This window comes from Desulfuromonas sp., from assembly GCF_002868845.1.
GTDB lineage: Bacteria > Desulfobacterota > Desulfuromonadia > Desulfuromonadales > BM501 > BM501.
Map to the genome: position 1 here is coordinate 177,733 of NZ_PKUB01000048.1, position 15,781 is coordinate 193,513.

The 15,781-nt window shown below is 65.9% G+C and carries 16 protein-coding genes; 5 read left to right on the plus strand and 11 right to left on the minus strand.

Annotated features, from left to right (window positions below; genetic code table 11):
- Positions 1-116: 116 nt before the first annotated feature.
- The 9 genes from C0617_RS15225 to hflK all read right to left on the minus strand — a co-directional run bounded on the left by C0617_RS15225 (position 117) and on the right by hflK (position 8,806).
- Positions 117-2,093 (minus strand): monovalent cation:proton antiporter family protein, encoded by a 1,977-nt coding sequence (locus tag C0617_RS15225; RefSeq protein WP_291317891.1) that lies wholly within the window; start codon positions 2,091-2,093, stop codon positions 117-119.
- An 86-nt stretch (positions 2,094-2,179) separates the two neighbouring features.
- Positions 2,180-3,049 carry a response regulator gene (locus tag C0617_RS15230; RefSeq protein WP_291317892.1) on the minus strand — a complete coding sequence of 290 codons (870 nt, stop codon included), beginning with the start codon at positions 3,047-3,049 and terminating at the stop codon, positions 2,180-2,182.
- 31 nt (positions 3,050-3,080) lie between these two features.
- Positions 3,081-3,734, minus strand: coding sequence for an outer membrane beta-barrel protein (locus tag C0617_RS15235; protein ID WP_291317893.1), 654 nt, complete (start codon positions 3,732-3,734; stop codon positions 3,081-3,083).
- 47 nt (positions 3,735-3,781) lie between these two features.
- Positions 3,782-4,954: an Ig-like domain-containing protein gene (locus tag C0617_RS15240; RefSeq protein ID WP_291317894.1), complete on the minus strand. Its 1,173-nt coding sequence runs from the start codon at positions 4,952-4,954 to the stop codon at positions 3,782-3,784.
- A 140-nt stretch (positions 4,955-5,094) separates the two neighbouring features.
- Positions 5,095-5,271 (minus strand): hypothetical protein, encoded by a 177-nt coding sequence (locus C0617_RS15245; protein WP_291317895.1) that lies wholly within the window; start codon positions 5,269-5,271, stop codon positions 5,095-5,097.
- Positions 5,272-5,428: 157 nt separating this feature from the next.
- On the minus strand, positions 5,429-6,175 hold the full coding sequence (locus tag C0617_RS15250; protein WP_291317896.1) for a hypothetical protein: 747 nt from the start codon (positions 6,173-6,175) through the stop codon (positions 5,429-5,431).
- Positions 6,176-6,286: 111 nt separating this feature from the next.
- A complete protein-coding gene (locus C0617_RS15255) occupies positions 6,287-6,745 on the minus strand; it encodes a lytic transglycosylase domain-containing protein (RefSeq protein WP_291317897.1) in 459 nt (152 codons plus the stop codon).
- Between the two features lie 106 nt (positions 6,746-6,851).
- On the minus strand, positions 6,852-7,781 hold the full coding sequence (hflC, locus tag C0617_RS15260) for a protease modulator HflC (protein ID WP_291317898.1): 930 nt from the start codon (positions 7,779-7,781) through the stop codon (positions 6,852-6,854).
- Positions 7,778-8,806 (minus strand): FtsH protease activity modulator HflK, encoded by a 1,029-nt coding sequence (gene hflK / locus C0617_RS15265; protein WP_291317899.1) that lies wholly within the window; start codon positions 8,804-8,806, stop codon positions 7,778-7,780. Before hflK ends, hflC begins: the two co-directional genes overlap by 4 nt.
- Positions 8,807-8,978: 172 nt before the next feature.
- Between hflK and C0617_RS15270 the strand changes: the two genes are divergently transcribed.
- The 3 genes from C0617_RS15270 to aat are packed head-to-tail and all read left to right on the plus strand — an operon-like array spanning position 8,979 to position 12,268.
- A complete protein-coding gene (locus C0617_RS15270) occupies positions 8,979-9,281 on the plus strand; it encodes an ATP-dependent Clp protease adaptor ClpS (RefSeq protein ID WP_365889422.1) in 303 nt (100 codons plus the stop codon).
- Between the two features lie 13 nt (positions 9,282-9,294).
- A complete protein-coding gene (gene clpA / locus C0617_RS15275) occupies positions 9,295-11,535 on the plus strand; it encodes an ATP-dependent Clp protease ATP-binding subunit ClpA (RefSeq protein ID WP_291317901.1) in 2,241 nt (746 codons plus the stop codon).
- 49 nt (positions 11,536-11,584) lie between these two features.
- A complete protein-coding gene (aat, locus tag C0617_RS15280; protein ID WP_291317902.1) occupies positions 11,585-12,268 on the plus strand; it encodes a leucyl/phenylalanyl-tRNA--protein transferase in 684 nt (227 codons plus the stop codon).
- A gap of 65 nt (positions 12,269-12,333) precedes the next feature.
- On the opposite strand, the gene C0617_RS15285 is transcribed toward aat, so the two are convergent.
- Positions 12,334-13,074, minus strand: a complete 741-nt coding sequence (locus C0617_RS15285; protein ID WP_291317903.1) for a PilZ domain-containing protein — start codon at positions 13,072-13,074, stop codon at positions 12,334-12,336.
- A 74-nt stretch (positions 13,075-13,148) separates the two neighbouring features.
- Complete coding sequence (locus tag C0617_RS15290) at positions 13,149-14,048, minus strand: ATP-binding protein (protein WP_291317904.1); 900 nt, start codon at positions 14,046-14,048, stop codon at positions 13,149-13,151.
- Between the two features lie 166 nt (positions 14,049-14,214).
- Here C0617_RS15290 and C0617_RS15295 point away from each other — a divergent pair, with 166 nt between their 5' ends.
- Both C0617_RS15295 and rpsU read left to right on the plus strand, forming a co-directional pair.
- Entirely contained in the window at positions 14,215-15,327 is a 1,113-nt protein-coding gene (locus tag C0617_RS15295; protein ID WP_291317905.1) for a class I SAM-dependent RNA methyltransferase, read from the plus strand.
- Positions 15,328-15,480: 153 nt separating this feature from the next.
- Entirely contained in the window at positions 15,481-15,636 is a 156-nt protein-coding gene (rpsU, locus tag C0617_RS15300; protein WP_291317917.1) for a 30S ribosomal protein S21, read from the plus strand.
- Positions 15,637-15,781: the final 145 nt, after the last annotated feature.

Consider the following 15,781-nt stretch of genomic DNA (forward strand, 5'->3'; position numbering starts at 1 on the left):
TCGCTGGCCCGGCCGTCATAGCTTTCTTTCCGGGAGGGGATTCTCTGTCTGTTATTTATAGGGTTTCCGGGTGAAAAGGTCAACAAGAATACCCCTCACCTCTGTGCCGCGCCGGTTCAGAGGGGGTGGCCGTGGAGCAGTTCCCGCGCCTGGAGGACGTCCTCAGGTTCGCCGATCAGCATGAGGGTGTCGCCGGGCTCCAGGTGGAGTCCGGGGCCGGGGCCGTAGATGGTTCGCTCGTGGCGGATGACGCCGACCACCGTGACCCCGGTCTGGCGGCGCAGGTCGATTTCGGCCAGGGAGCGGTGCAGGCAGGGCGAGTCGTCGGGAACGGCCTGGAACTCGACCTTGCCCCCCTCCAGCACCGAGAGATAGCCGGAGAGGTTGGCGGGCGGGGAGGCGGGGGTACGCAGGTCCTGGTAGTGTTCCTGGCGCAGGTGCGCCAGGACCTTCAGGGTCTGCCCTTCGGGGACGGAGAAGCGGCGCAGCAGAAAGGCGCTGAGCTGTAGGCTGGCCTCTAACTCGTCGGGGACCACCTCGTCGGCGCCGAGGGAGGTGAGGTAGTCGAGTTCCGCGACGAAGCGCGTGCGGGCGAGGATATAGAGTTCGGGGTTGAGGTCCCGGGCGGCCCGGATCGCCCGGGCCAGGGCCGAGGGGTCGTTGATGGCGAGCACCGGGGCCCTGGCCCTCATGATGCCGACCTCCTGGAGCAGGGTTGGACTGGTGGCGTCGCCGTAGACGACGAACTCCCCGGCTTTGCTCGCCCGGCGCACCGCCTCGCCGTTCATCTCAAGGTGGACCGCCGGCAGGTGCATCTGGCGCAGGACTTTTCCGATGTTGCGTCCCGAGAGGCCGTATCCGGCGATGATGACGTGGCCCTCGAGGTTGCCCGTGCGTTCCCTGACCTCGGGGGAGGTTTCCCCGGCGGGGCGGCCGAAAAGCCCCGCGATGCGGGCGGCGATGGCGGGGGCGCGGGGCATCAGCAGGGGGGTGGCGACCATGGAGAGGGCGATGACCGCCAGGGTCATCTGGTAGATCGGCTCGTCGAGCAGCCCCAGGTGCAGGGCCTGCCGCATGAGAACGAAGGAAAATTCCCCGACCTGGAAGATGATCAGTCCGCAGAGCAGGGCGGCCCGCAGGGGGTAGCGGGTGACCAAAGCGGCGGCCGTGCCGGTGATGATCTTGATCAGGCACAGCAGGGCGCAGAGGCCCAGGACCAGCGGCCATTGCTCGGCCAGGACCCGCACGTCGACCAGCATTCCCATGGAGATGAAGAAGAGGGCCAGGAAGGTGTCCCTGAAGGGGACGACGTCGGACAGGACCTGGTGCGAGTAGTCGGACTCGGCCAGCGCCAGGCCGGCCAGGAACGCTCCGAGGGCGAGGGAGAGTCCGGCGGCGGCGGTTACCCAGGCGGTGCCGAGGACCAGGGCCAGCACCGTGAGGCGGAAAAGCTCCGGCGACCGGGTGCGGATGATGCCCCGCAAGAGGGGTTGGAGCCCGTACCTGGAGAAGAGGAACAGCCCTCCCATGAGGGCCGCCGCCTTGGCCAGGCCGAGGGTGGAAATGCCCTCGGTCTGGCCCCCGAGCAGGGGCAGGGCGACGAGGAAGAAGATCACCATCAGGTCTTGGAAGAGGAGGATGGCCAGGCAGGTGCGGCCGTGTGCTGTGTCGATTTCACCCCCCTCCAGAAGGAGCTTGAGGACGATGGCTGTGGAGGAGAGAGCCAGGGCCATGCCGAGGGCGCCGGCCGTTTCGTAGGGCAGCCCGGCCAGGCGGGCGCCGGCGAATACGATCAGGGCGGTGAGCAGGACCTGCACCGTGCCGCAGCGCAGCAGCAGGCCCTTGATGCGCAGGATGCGGGAAAAAGAGAATTCCAGCCCGATGGTAAACAGCAGCAGGATGACACCGATTTCGGCCATCACTTCCACCTCGTGGACGCCCTCGATGAGGTGCAGGCCGTAGGGTCCGATCAGAATGCCGGTGGCCAGGTAGCCGACCATGGGCGACTGCTTCAGGCGGGCGAAGAGGAAGGCGTTGGCGAGGGCCATGCCGAAGAGGATCAGCAGGTCATTGAGGAACGAGAGGTCGGTCATGGTGTGCACCTGCTGGAGACGTCGGGGTTCCAGGGCGAAGCGGGGGCCCAGGGACTATGGCGGATGTCTGTTTCGTAAAGACCGGTTCAGTGCAGGATGCGGCGTCGCTGGGCGACGCCCGCCACCGCCCCGCGCAGTGCGCTGACCACGGCCGGCTTGCGCAACCCGCTGGCGGCGCCCTCCTCGATTGCCGGGGGGTCTTGTTGGCTTTGAGCGGTCAGGAAGACGAAGCGGTACTTCAGGTTCGGGTCGATGCCGACGGCTTGCTGGTAGAATTCGAGTCCCTCGCTCTGGTCCGGGTCGAGGTCGGAGAGGACCACGTCGTAGCGCTCCAGCCCGACCCGCTCGAGCCCCTCGGGGATGCTCTCGACGATCTCGGTTTCGCCCAGGGTGGCGAGAACCGCCTGCAGCACCCGGGCCGCTGCAGGGTCCCTTTCGACAATAAGGATGCGGGTCCCGGAGACCTGCGGCATGCGGGCGATAGTGTCCATGAAGCGCCCGCCTTCGGGCAGGGAGGCGAGAAAGGCGGAGATCTGCTCCTTGTGCCGGTCGATTTCGGTGGCCGCAGCCAGAAGATGGCCGCCCCGGCCGCGCAGGGTGCTCATGGCGTAGAGGAAAATTTCGTTCCACTCGGAGAACTCGACGGCGATCATGATCTGCAGAAGCTCCTCGAGGGGCATTTTCCCCTCTGCCAGGCGCCCTTTGGCGCGGCGCATCTGGCCGTCGACGCTGTCCCGGGTCGGCTCGTCGATGGCGACGATGGCGGTCTCGGTGTCCCGGCCCTCGAGGGCCGCGCCCGCGGTGCGCACCAGCTGCCGGTGCCAGCTATCCTCCTCGGCCAGCCCGGTGAAGAAGGCGGCGACCCGGGCTTCTCCTGCGAAGACTTCGGCGGCCAGAGTGTAGAGGGCGGCGGCTTCCTCTTCGACCTCCTCAAGCCAGGCGACGATGTTTTTCATGGGGGCTCCTTGCGACGCGGGGGACGTTCTTTCAGAACCCGACCCGCAGGCCGAGAGAGAGTCTGTGGCTGGAATACTCTGATTCGAACGTTTCCCCGGTGGCGTCTTTTAACTCGGGCTCCACGGCGGAGAAGTAGCGGTAAGCGAAGTCGAGGTTAACGAGGCGGTGCATGGCCAGGCTGATCCCGGCCAGGGCCTGCCAGGCGAAGACCCCGTCCTCGTCGTCCGCCAGGGGCTGTCCGGAGGCCCGGGCGTTGTTGAGGGAAACGAGGGCGTAGCCGAATCCGAAGCCGATGAAGGGGGTCCAGGCCGAGTCGTTGCGGCTTTCTCCGACCGTGTTGAGCATGAAGGAGAGAGCCGAGATGTCTCCTTCGGCATCGACCTTGCCGTCCAGGAAGTGGGCCTCCTTGAGGTCGCTCTGGCCAGAACTGACTTCCAGTTCGACCCGGCCGCGTCCGATCCGGGGGTGGTTCTCCCCGAGGTCGTAGCCGAAGGCTCCTCCGTAGAGGGTTCCTGGATCGAAATCGAGGTGGAAAGAGTCGCCTCTCCCCGTGTTTTCAGCCTCGTCGAGGAGCAGGGCACCGAAATGGGCCCCGATATAGGGTCCCTCCTCGCCCGCCAGGGCGGGGGCGGCGAACAGGGTCAGGCAGAGAACGCCCAGCGGCAGCGCGAGTCTTCTGATCATGCGGTCTTCTCCAGGAGGCGGCCTGTCACAGGGGCGCCGCCTTATTGTTATTCGACGGTGAGTTCGGTCGAGGCGCTGATTCCGCTCTTGGAGGCCTCGATGAATGCTTCTCCCTCGTCCAGTCCCCGGGCCAGCCCCTTGCTGTCGCTGTCGTTGCTGACCGTGGCGACATCTTCGTCGTCCGAACTCCAGTTCGCGTCCCGGGTGATGTCCTGGGTGGTGTTGTCGGAGAAGGTCCCTGTGGCGGTGAACTGCTGACGGGCGCCGACCTCGATGGTCGGATCCTCCGGTTCGATCTCGATCTCCTCGAGCAAGGCGTCGGTGACGGACAGGTCGGCCTCCGCGATGATGTCCTGGAACTCGGCTTCGATGGTGGCGTCCCCGGCCGAGAGGCCTCGGGCCAGGCCTTCGTCGCCGGCATCGTTGCTGACCGTGGCGATCGATTCGTCATCGCTCGACCACAGCACCTCCTCGGTGAGGTCGGAGGTGGAGCCGTCGGAAAAAGTCCCGGTGGCGGTCAGTTCCAGGCTGGTGTCGGCGGCGAGCTCCGGGTCGACGGGGGTGATGGCGATCGAATCGAGAACGGCGGCGCTTACGATCAGGCCGGCTTCGGCGCTGAGGCCCGCGAAGGCGGCGATGATCGCCGTGGACCCTTCGGCGACCCCGGTGGCCAGGCCTTCGTTGCCGGTGGCGTTGCTGATCGTGGCCACCGCCGCGTCGGCGGATGACCAGTTGACGTCCCGGCGGAGTTCCTGGGCCGATCCGTCATCGAAGGTTCCGGTGGCCTCGAACTGGACGTTCAGACCAGCCGTGACGTCGGCCTGGTCTGGCGAGACGGTGAGGGAGGCCAGTGCGGCGTCGGTGACGATGAAGGTCAGCTGAGTGCTCAGCCCCTCCGTCTCGGCGCTGACCGTGACCGTGCCGGGTGCGAGGGCCTGGCCCAGTCCCGCCGTCTCAGGGCTGTTGCTGACGGAGAGCAGGGTCGGGTCGGAAGAGTTCCAGACGACTTCGGCGGTCAGGTCCCGGGTAAAGGCGCCGGAAAAGTTGCCGGTGGCGGTGAACTGGTTGGTGGTGCCGCCGGCGACGAAGAGGTTTTCTGAACCGATGGCCAGAGAGGTCAGGACTGCGAAATCGTTAGGCCGGGTTGGGTCGTCGTCTTCGCTGCAGCCCGCGATTGCCGCCAGGATTATCAGGCACAGGGCCGCCAACAAACGTTTCATTCCGCTGATCTCCTCCTGGACGATGGCATGGGGCGGGGCGTCGAGGCCCAGCGCCCGAAGATTGCTTATAGCACGGGGACGAAAACCTGTTCAAGTTCAAGCGTCCCCGAGAACGAAGGCGGGGAACTTTTTCCCCCGGCTCAGGATGCGGGGAGGTCTCTCAGGGACCTTTCCAGCCCCCTCAGTCCTTCTTCGGTCAGGACCGCCCGGACATTGCACTCAGGGCACTGGCGGTTCTGCTCCGGAGCCAGTTCCCGCAGGTTCCGCTGGATGGTGATGTTGCAACGGGGGCACTCGTAATCGATCCATAACTCCATCGCCGGTCCTCCACCCTGCTCGCGTTTCGCTCAAACTGAAACTCTGCCAGAGTCCGGGCGGTTTGCAAGTAAAAAGGCGGGAAGCCCGGTGCCGGGCTTCCCGCCGAGAGGGATGAGGGTGGCTGCCGTCGCGGGCGGTGCCGGTCTCTTCGGAGAGTCAGGGCAGTCCGAGGGCCTCTTTGCAGGAGGGGCAACGGACTTTTTTGCCGACCATTTTCTCCTTGTAGGCCAGCTTGTGGCCGCATTGCTCGCATCTGGCCAGGTGAACGCCGGGCTTGCGGGGGTCGTCGGGTAACCTGGAGGCCATAGGTTCTGCGGGAGGGGGCTGGAAACTTTCGGCCGGTGCTTCGGTTTCTTCTTCCTCTGCGGCCTCCTCCCACGGCTGTGCGGGGAGGGATTCCTCCCGAAGGGCGGTGGCAGTCGCAGTCGCCTCTTCTGCGGCCTCCTCTGCGTCTTCGGGGGGAGCGGGAGTCTCCTCTGCCGACTCCTCTTCGGGGCCGGGCAGGACATCTTCAACCGGCGGCGGTTCGGCGCCCCCCTCCTCGTTCTCTTCGGGAGTCGGCTCCGGAGCGGCCTCTGCGTAGACCGGTTCTGGGCCCGCCTCGAAAGTGAAGTTTTCTTCCCCGGTTGCTGCTGCAGCGGGGGCTTCTTCCATCGTCGCAAGGGGGGGCAGAGTCAGGGACGGGGCCACGGCCTGCTCCTGTTCCACCGCCGCCAGAAGCTGGTCGAACTTGCCGTTCAGCACGTCGAGGGCTTCGCGTGTGGAGCGGGTCCACTTGGCGACTCGCCAGGCGGCGAGCAGCAGGAGCAGAAGGAGAAAGGTGCCGATCAGGGGAAGAAGGAAAATCAGAAGCCCGGCGGCTCCGGCCAGTTGAGTGGCGATTTCAAGATCTTGGGGATTCATTCCCGCCTCCTCGCAGAAAAAGGGTGGTCTTCATTACAAATCACTCCTTTTAATACCCCTAATCCTGAGAAGGTGTCAATGCTTTCCGTTGGGGGCGGCGCGGTCGGGGCCTTACGGCTGGTCGTTCTGGCGGGCGGTTTGCTGGCGCATCTGCTGCACCACGTCGAGCACTTTGCGGGCATAGGCGGCCCGCTTGTCGGTGCTGATCGCGTTGTAGCAGCCGATCCCCTCCCAGGTGTAGCCGAGCCGGTCGATGCACTCGGCGAGGATCCGGGCGCCGACCTTGACGTTGGTGCAGGGGTCTTCCAGGTTGTCCCAGGTCTGGGGATCGATCTGCCCCTCCCAGCAGGAGTTGATCTGCATCACTCCGAAATCGACCGAGCCGTTGCGGTTGACGCAGACTGCGAGAGGGTCGAATCCCGACTCGACCTTGGCGATGGCCCAGAGCAGGCCGGGGGGGACGTCGTACATCTCGCCGGCCTCTTCGAAGCAGAAGGCCTCGCCGCGAGCCGGAAGAAGGACCGTCAGCAGAAACAGCAGTCCCAGAAGGGCGGATCGTCCGGGGCCCATGGGGCCCCGGACGAATGGGGACGAAAATGTGTTCAAGGCAGGCATAACGCTATAAGAATACACCACCGGGGCATGGGCTGTCACCCCTTCCCTCGCAGGAGCGCCCTTAGCGGGCCTCGCTCAGGAATCGGTAGAACTCCGAGTCTGTGGAGAGGACCAGGCGGGCGTTCTCCCCCACCGCCTTGCGGTAGGCCTCGAGGGTGCGCAAAAAGGCGTAGAGCTCGGGATCCTTTCCGTAGGCGTCGGCGTAGATGGAGGCGGCTTCGGCGTCGGCCTGTCCGCGAATCTCCACGCTCTGGCGGTAGGCCTCCGACTCGATCGTCTTGAGTTCCTTCTGCATCTGGCCGAGGATGTCGGCCTTTTCCCCCTCCCCCTCGGAGCGGTACTCGGCGGCCACCTTCTTGCGCTCGGAAATCATCCGCTCGTAGACCCGCTGGCGGACCTGTTCGACGTAGTTGATGCGCTTGATCTGCACGTCGATGAGGTCGATGCCGTACTCGGGGGTGCTGGCCCGGGCCTTCTCGAGGATGCCGTTGAGGATCTCCTCCCGGCCGGCGAGGGAGGAGGGGGCGATGGTCTCCCCCTCGACCTCGATCTCTTCTCTGGCCCCTTCGGGAGCCTTGTAGTCCCAGCCCCGGACCATTTCCACCAGGAGGTGGCCGGAGACCGCGTCGCGCACCACCGAGTCAATGATGTCGTCCAGGCGGCTCTGGCCTCCCGCCTCGGTGGCCACGGTCTTGAAGTAGAGCAACGGGTCGGAGATGCGCCAGCGGGCGGTGGTGTCGACCCAGATGTACTTTTTGTCCTTGGTCGGAATCTGGTTGGGGTCGCCGTCCCATTTCATGATGCGGCGCTCGAAGCGGTGCACGTCCTGGATCAGGGGGATTTTGAAGTGCAGCCCGGCCAGGCTCACCCCGCCGACCGGCTTGCCGAACTGGGTCACCAGGGCCTGCTCCCCTTCGCCGATGACGAAGAGCCCTCCCTTGGCTATCAGAATCAGGGCGAATATGATAACGATCAGAAACGGCTTTTTCATTTGCTCTCTCCCTTTCTCTCGGTTCGCAGGGGGAGCAGGGGCAGGGCGCCCGTCCCGGCATCGTCCATGACGTAGATTTCTTCGAGGCGCGGCAGGATTTCCTCGAGGGTCTCAAGGTAGAGGCGTTTGCGGGTCACCTCGGGGGCTTTGCGGTATTCCCCCAGCAGGGCGGTAAAGCGGCTCGTCTCCACCTTGGCCTGGTTGATCCGCTCCACGGCGTAGCCTTCGGCCTGGAGGATGCGGCTGCGGGCGACGCCGCGGGCCTTGGGAACCTCGCGGTTGTACTGCTCGCGGGCCTGGAAGATGAGGCTCTCCTTCTGCTGCTCGGCCTCGTTGACCTCGTTGAAGGCGGCCTTGACCGGGTCGGGGGGGTTGACGTCCTGGAACTTGACGGTGACGATGCGTACCCCGATATCGTACTCGTTGAGGATCGACTGCAGATCCTTCTCTATCGCACCGGCCAGCAGGGCCCGCTCGGTTGTCAGCACTTCGGTGACGTTCGAGTTGCCGACCACCCTGCGCACCACCGCTTCGGAGATGTCGCGGATCGTCTGCCGGGGATCCTTGACGCGGAACAGGAACTTGTGAGGGTCGGCGACCTGGTATTGGACGATCCACTCCACGTCGCTGACGTTGAGGTCCCCGGTCAGGGTCAGGGATTCCTCTTCGAGGCCGCGCTTGGTGTAGGAGGAACGCACTCCGGGAGAGACGGTGCGGAAGCCGAACTCCTCCTTGAGCACCCGGCCGGTCGGGACCAGGTAGACCCGATCGATGCCGAGGGGGAGCTTGAAGTGAAGGCCCGGCTCTGCGAAGCCGCTGAAGTGGCCGAAGCGAAGCACCACCCCGGTCTCCTCGGTATCCACCTTGTAGAAGCTGCCGCTGATGCCGAAGACGAGCAGCGCCAGAAGCAGAAAGAGGAGCAGTGCTTTCGGCGGCGGCCCCTTGCCGTCCTTCATCCGCTTGACCATATCGACGACCTTGTCTTCCAGCTGGTCGCCGCTGCTGCCTGATTGCCAATCGTTCATGTCATTCCCCTCCTGTTGTGTCGGGCCGCCCGGCGGGACCGCCCGAAATCGAAAAAATAAATTATAGCACAGGGACATCCCGGGCGCGCGTCTCTTGGAACTCGGCTTGAAGGTGTGCTAGGATGAACGCCAAACCATCGTCAGCAAGGAGCGATCAGCGGTGAGCAAACAGTTGCCATCCGGGGAGACCGGGGTCCAGGAAGAGAGCCGGACCCGGACCGCCAGGCCCCCTCTATTCAAAGTGCTGTTGCACAACGACGATTACACGAGCATGGAGTTCGTGGTGCAGGTGCTGGAGACCGTCTTCCGAAAGTCCCCCCCCGAGGCCAACCGGATCATGCTCAATATTCATGTCAAGGGGATGGGGGTTTGCGGAATCTACCCCCACGAGATCGCCGAGACCAAGGCGGTCCGGGTCAGGTCCCTGGCCAAGGAAGAGGGCTTTCCCCTGCGCTGCACCCTGGAAGAGGCCTGAGGGAGGCTTATTGATGTTTACCGAGGAAGTTCAGATCGCTTTTTCCCTCGCCGTGCGGGAGGCCCAGCGCCGCCACCACGAGTACCTTACCACCGAGCACGTCCTTTACGCCATGCTTTTCGAGGAACAGGGGCAGGACGTCATTCGCAGTTGCGGCGGCGATCTCGAGGCCCTGCGCGGCACCCTCGAGGATTACTTCTCCGAGCATCTCGAGAGCGTCCCGGGGGAGAGCCAGGAGCAGGTTCCGGAGCAGACCGTCGGGCTGCAGCGGATGCTGCAGCGCACGGTGATGCACATGCAGGCCGCCAGCAAGAAGAACATCACCGTGGGAGACGTTCTCGCGGCGATGCTCGAGGAGGCGAACAGCCACGCGGCCCATTTTCTCCAGGGCCAGGGGATCAGTCGGCTCGACGTGCTCGACTACATCTCTCACGGGGTGGCCAAGGTCGCCGGCCCGGAGGAGGAACGCCCCTCCCCGGGGGAGAAGGAAGGGCAGGAAGACGCCAAGGGCGCCCCGGCCCGCGACCCCCTTGCCTCTTATACCGTCAACCTGCTGGAGCGCGCCGCCGCCGGGAAGATCGACCCCCTCATCGGCCGCAGCGCGGAGCTGGAGCGGACCGTCCAGGTGCTGTGCCGCAGGCGCAAGAACAACCCGATCTACGTCGGCGAGCCGGGGGTCGGCAAGACCGCCATCGCCGAGGGCCTGGCCCTGATGCTTCACGAGGGGAAAGTGCCCGATGCCCTCGGCGAGAGCGAGATCTTCGCCCTGGACATGGGGGCGCTGCTGGCCGGGACCAAGTACCGGGGCGATTTCGAGGAGCGGCTCAAGGCGGTTATGGCCTCCCTCGCCAAGAAGCCCGGGGCGATCCTGCTCATCGACGAGATCCACACCATCGTAGGGGCCGGCGCCACCAGCGGGGGCTCTCTCGACGCCTCCAACATCCTCAAGCCGGTCCTGGCCATGGGAGAGCTGCGGTGCATCGGCTCCACCACCTACGAAGAGTATAAGAACCTGTTCGACAAAGACCGTGCTCTCTCCCGGCGCTTCCAGAAGATCGACGTCCTGGAGCCGAGCGTGGAGGAAACGGTGGAGATCCTTCAGGGGCTCAAGAGCCGCTACGAGGATCATCACGGGGTGCGCTACGGCGAGGCGGCCCTGCGCGCCGCCGCCGAACTCTCCGCCCGGCACATCACCTCCCGACACCTGCCGTACAAGGCGATCGACGTGCTCGACGAGGTCGGGGCCTACCTGCGCCTGCGCCCGGGGGCCAAGAAGACCGTCGGGGTGGCCGAGGTGGAAAAGGTGGTGGCGAGGATGGCCCGGATTCCGGCCCGCAGCGTCTCGCGCTCCGACCGGAGGCGCCTGAAAAGCCTCGACCGCGACCTCAAGCGGATGGTGTTCGGCCAGGACGCCGCCATCGAGGCCATGTGCCGCTCGATTCTCCGCGCCCGGGCGGGCCTGGGGGATCCGGAGAAGCCTGTAGGCTCATTCCTCTTTACCGGCCCGACCGGTGTCGGCAAGACCGAGGTGGCGCGCCAGCTGGCGGCCCAGATGGGGGTGGAGTTCCTGCGCTTCGACATGAGCGAGTACATGGAGAAGCACTCGGTGGCCCGCCTGATCGGGGCGCCTCCCGGGTATGTCGGTTTCGAGCAGGGGGGGCTTCTCACCGACGCGGTGGTCAAGCACCCCTACAGCGTTCTTCTGCTCGACGAGATCGAGAAGGCTCACCCCGACCTGTTCAGCATCCTGCTCCAGGTCATGGATCACGGCACCCTGACCGACAACAACGGCAAGCGGGCCGACTTCCGCAACGTGGTGCTGATCATGACCAGCAACGCCGGCGCCCGGGAAATGAGCACCAGCCTCATCGGCTTCGGCGACAGCCCTCCGTCCTCGCCGAAGCAGGCCGTGGAGAAAACCTTCTCCCCCGAGTTCCGCAACCGCCTCGACGCCGTCATCCCTTTCTCTCACCTTAGCGAGGAGGTCATGGTGCAGGTGGTGGACAAGTTTGTCGCCGAGCTGCGCGGGCGCCTTCAGGAAAAAAAGGTTGAGTTGGTCCTGTCCCCCGCCGCCCGCCGCGACCTGGCCCGGAGGGGCTACGACCCCGTCTTCGGCGCCCGTCCCCTGGCCCGCCTCATCCAGGCCGAGATCGGCGACGCCGTCGCTTCCGAGATCCTGTTTGGCCGCCTGGACGGCGGCGGCCGGGTGCGGATCGGCCTGCGCGGCGGCAGGCTGGAACTCAACTACGACTAGTTCCTTTCCCGCCCGGCGATCCACGTCATCGCGGCCCCCGAGACTGCCCGTGCCGGTTTTTCGACTGAGCCAACAGCTTCGCTTTCCACCCCCGGACCTCTCCGAGCCCGACGGCCTGCTCGCGGTCGGCGGAGACCTTTCTCCGCCGTGGCTGCTTCTGGCCTATTCCTCCGGCGTTTTCCCCTGGTTCAACGAAGGCGACCCCGTTCTCTGGTGGTCCCCCGATCCCCGCTGCGTTCTTGAACTGTCCGACCTGCAGGTCTCCCGAAGCCTGGCCAGGGTCCTGCGCCGGGGAGAGTTCGCCGTTACCTTCGACCGCGCCTTCGCCCGGGTCGTCAGCGCCTGCGCGGCGCCGCGCTCGGATTTGGAGGGGACCTGGATCACCGCGGAGATGGAGGCCGCTTACGGACGGCTGCACGAGCTGGGCTACGCCCATTCGGTGGAGTGCTGGCGGGAGGGGGAGTTGGTCGGGGGGTTGTACGGGGTCTGCCTGGGACGCTTCTTCTTCGGCGAGTCGATGTTCCACTCGATCACCAACGCTTCAAAGGTCGCCTTCGTGGCGCTGGCCCGGCACCTGGCGGAGCGGGGGTTCGAACTGCTAGACTGCCAGCTGCCGACCGCCCACCTCTTCTCCCTCGGTGCCCGGGAGATGCCCCGGGGCGTATTCCTGGAGCGGCTGCGCCGAGGCGGGATGGAACCCTCTTGCGAGCCCCTGCCGGGCGACTTTTCCTGAGGGCGCAGGGGCCTGAGGGAGCTGCCGGATGACCGGGCCGGGTGCCCATTCGGGCAGTCCGCGGCTCAGATGGGAAGGCTTCCGCGGTTCCCCTCTCCGGTTCCTTGTTGGGCGTTTCGGCGCACGAAGCTCTCGATCCGCTCCTGGTCCGACTCGAGGATGTTGATGAACTGCATGCCGGTCGGACGCCTCCCCTCCTCGTCCGCATCTCCCGTCCAGACGACCTCGGCCAGGGCGCACACCGGCGGGCATCGGTCGTGCAGGTCGAGCAGGAGCAGGCACAGGTCTGCCGCCTCGGCGGGGGTCTTGATGCTGAAGCGGATTCCGCTGGAGCTGAGGTTCACCCGGCAGTCGGGAAAGCTCGGCAACTGGGACAGGTCGGGTTTGGTCTCCAAAATGTGGATGTTGCGCTGCCACTGGTCCCTGAAGGAGCGCAGCTTGCCCTGCCCCCGGGTGAACTGAAGGCCGGTGCTGGTCTCCACCCGTTGCTGAGAGCGGCGCTGGAAGACCTCCAGGTCATCGTTGATCTCGACGCGGAGGAGGTCGGTGCCCCGCATCTCCCGAAAACGCCCGGTCAGGCGGATGCCCAGGCCCATGGCGTCGGAGAGAATTTCAAAGGGCATGCCCGGGGTGAAGGGGTAGTGCTCCCCCTCGGGAGTGCGATACGGCAGGGCGAGGTCGAAGTAGCTCGGCCCGTGTCCCTGGAAATAGGCCGTGAGAACCTCGAAGCGTCGCGGCGGCAGGGTCGGGCCGAAGGGGCGCAGGAGAATCTTCTGCTTCGGCTTGAAATATTTGAGGTACTGCATGGACGTTCGCTCTCCGTCGGCGGAAGGGAATGGGGCCCATCGGTTCTTTTGTTTTTCGCTCCAGAGGCGGCGGGTCAGGCCGGGTCCTTCGAGGCGGCCCCTCTGAGGGCCAGCTGCCCGGCAAGGTCGTCGATTAACTGGCGGGCCACCCGCCCCGAGCGGGCCCCGCGATCCCGGGCCCAGTGCAGGGCCTCGCGCTCCAGTTGCTCCCGGCCGGGGGCGAGGCCCCGCTTGCGCGCCAGGTGGCGGGTGATGGCCAGGTAGGTCGCCTGATCCATCGGGTGGAAGCCGAGGGTGACGCCGAAGCAGTCGGCCAGGGGAAGCTTCTCGGCCGCCTCCTCCTCGGGGCGGATCTCCGCGCCCCCGGTCTTCTCCGCCGGGCGCTCGGGCACCGGGTGGCGGCTGTTGCTGGTGGCGTAGACCAGCACGTTGTCCGGTCGGGCCTCGAGGCCTCCCTCCAGAAGGGTTTCCAGTTCCCGGTAAGCGACCTCGTTTTCGCCGAAGGAGAGATCGTCGCAGAACAGGATGAAACGGTAGGGTAGCTGCCGGAGCCAGGCGGTGATTTCGGGGAGCTGGAAGAAGTCCTCCTTGCGAACCTCCACCATGCGCAGTCCCTGCTTCCCGAACTCCCCGAGCATGCCCTTGACCGCCGAGGACTTTCCGCCGCCGCGCTCCCCCCACAGCAGAACGTTGTTGGCCGGCAGGGACCGGACGAACTGCAGGGTGTTGCGGCGCATCCGCTTCAAAGCGTCGTCGATGCCGAGCAGGTCGGCGAGGTCTGGGATGTCCGGGCTGGTCACCTCGGTGAAGAAGCCCGACGGTTCGTCCCTTTGCCAGCGAAAGGCGTAGTGCTGGCGGAAAGCCTCCGGGTCGGGTTCCCACTCGGCCAGCTGGCGGGAGAGGTGCTCCTCGCCCATGTCGAGCAGGCGCTCCAGGCGTTCCAGAAGGTAGTTCCAGTCGATGTCCACATCCATGGGCGGGTCCCCTCGGTGATGTTAAACTTGTACCAGTAATCCTCTTGAATTTCCAGCGCTTTTTCCACCCGCTCCCAGATTGCATGGAGGGGCGGCCCTGTGCTAGGATCGCCCCGCCGCGGTTCGGCGGAGGGTTCGATGCCGGCGGCCGGGAAGAGGAGATGTCGTGAAACGAACCACAGAAGAGCTTTTTGCCGTCACCGCCCCGGGTCTGGAGGAGGTCTGCGCAGGGGAGCTTTCCGCCCTGGGGATGGAGGCGGTGCGGGCGGTGCCGGGCGGGGTGGAGTTCTCCGGAGGGCTTCGGGAGATCTACCTGGCCAACCTGTGGCTGCGCACCGCGAGCCGGGTTGTGGTCCGCCTGGGGCAGGTCAAGGCCCGCGATTTTCCCGGTCTGTTTCAGGGCGGCGTGCGTCTGCCCTGGGGGAAATTCGTCCGCCCCGGCACCCGGACTCGGGTCCGGGCCGCCAGCCACGCCTCTCGCCTGGGTCACACCGGGCGCATCGCCGCAACCCTGGCCGATGCCGCCGACCGGGCGCTGGGCCGGCCGGGGCCTCCTGGGGACGGCCCGGAGCAGCTGGTCCTGGCCCGTTTCCAGGACGATCTTTGCACCCTCTCCGTCGACAGCTCGGGGGAGTTGCTCCCCCGGCGCGGCTACCGCGAAGAGGGGGCTTCGGCCCCCCTGCGCGAGACCCTCGCGGCGGGCATCCTGCTGCAGCTCGGCTGGGACGGGACGCGCCCCCTGGTCGATCCCATGTGCGGCTCGGGGACCTTCCTGGTTGAAGCGGCCCTGATCGCCGGGAACCGGGCTCCGGGGGCGCGGCGGGTTTTTGCCTTCCAGGGCTGGCCCCGCTACCGTCCGGGGCTCTGGGAAGCGCTGTCGACCGAGGCCGCACGGGCGGAGCGCAACGTTGAAGTGGCCCTGCGGGGTTCGGATTCCGACCCCGGCGCGGTGGCGGCGGCCTCCCGCAACGCCGCGCGGGCGGGGGTGGCGCAGGAGCTGGAACTCGCAGTTGCCGACCTGTCCAGCCTGAAGCCTTCCCCCGGGCCGGGGCTGGTGCTGTGCAATCCGCCCTACGGCGAACGCCTCGAACGGGACAGCGATCTCCGCCCCCTGTTCCGCACTCTGGGCCAGGTCTACCGGCAGGCTTTCGGCGGGTGGCGGGGCGCCCTGCTCTGCCCGGATCGAAGACTGGCCGAGGCCACGGGGCTGACTCTGGCCAAGCGCGCCGCGCTGGTCAACGGCGGCATCCGGGTGGCCCTGTTTACGGCCCGGCTTTAGGTCGAAGAAAATTCTTGACCTTCGGCCGGGAATGAATTAGGGTGCCAACTTGCCCTTGCGGATCGTCAGGTTCGCGGGGGTCCGATATGGAAGCGAAAGCGAGGTGATTCGTCCGTGGAAATCCAGGTCATCGACGGCAACGTCTAGAAGGCCATCCGGGTTCTCAAGCGTAAGCTGCAGCAGGAGGGGCTGTTTCGTGAAATGAAGCAGCGCAAGTTCTACGAAAAGCCCTCTGTCAAGCGCAAGCGCAAGGAGAAGGAGGCCCAGCGCCGTCTGCGCAAGAAAATGCGCATGATGCGTCGCGATTAATACACCCCGCTCGAAAGATATTTTGTTCAAGCCGAAAGGCCGGTCCCCGCGACCGGCCTTTCGCATTTCGGGGGGTGACTTTAGGCTGGACTTGGGGGCAATGAATTGCTATTAATAACCCGGTCCGCGAGGGCCGCAGGCACGC

Bases quoted from the DNA above. Each gene is read 5' to 3' on its own strand.
- C0617_RS15285 (WP_291317903.1), bottom strand. From the start codon at position 13,074: ATGCAGTACCTCAAATATTTCAAGCCGAAGCAGAAGATTCTCCTGCGC.
- C0617_RS15235 (WP_291317893.1), bottom strand. From the start codon at position 3,734: ATGATCAGAAGACTCGCGCTGCCGCTGGGCGTTCTCTGCCTGACCCTG.
- hflC (WP_291317898.1), bottom strand. From the start codon at position 7,781: ATGAAAAAGCCGTTTCTGATCGTTATCATATTCGCCCTGATTCTGATA.
- C0617_RS15250 (WP_291317896.1), bottom strand. From the start codon at position 6,175: ATGAATCCCCAAGATCTTGAAATCGCCACTCAACTGGCCGGAGCCGCC.
- hflK (WP_291317899.1), bottom strand. From the start codon at position 8,806: ATGAACGATTGGCAATCAGGCAGCAGCGGCGACCAGCTGGAAGACAAG.
- C0617_RS15255 (WP_291317897.1), bottom strand. From the start codon at position 6,745: ATGGGCCCCGGACGATCCGCCCTTCTGGGACTGCTGTTTCTGCTGACG.
- C0617_RS15290 (WP_291317904.1), bottom strand. From the start codon at position 14,048: ATGGATGTGGACATCGACTGGAACTACCTTCTGGAACGCCTGGAGCGC.
- C0617_RS15240 (WP_291317894.1), bottom strand. From the start codon at position 4,954: ATGAAACGTTTGTTGGCGGCCCTGTGCCTGATAATCCTGGCGGCAATC.
- C0617_RS15225 (WP_291317891.1), bottom strand. From the start codon at position 2,093: ATGACCGACCTCTCGTTCCTCAATGACCTGCTGATCCTCTTCGGCATG.
- C0617_RS15245 (WP_291317895.1), bottom strand. From the start codon at position 5,271: ATGGAGTTATGGATCGATTACGAGTGCCCCCGTTGCAACATCACCATC.
- clpA (WP_291317901.1), top strand. From the start codon at position 9,295: ATGTTTACCGAGGAAGTTCAGATCGCTTTTTCCCTCGCCGTGCGGGAG.
- C0617_RS15230 (WP_291317892.1), bottom strand. From the start codon at position 3,049: ATGAAAAACATCGTCGCCTGGCTTGAGGAGGTCGAAGAGGAAGCCGCC.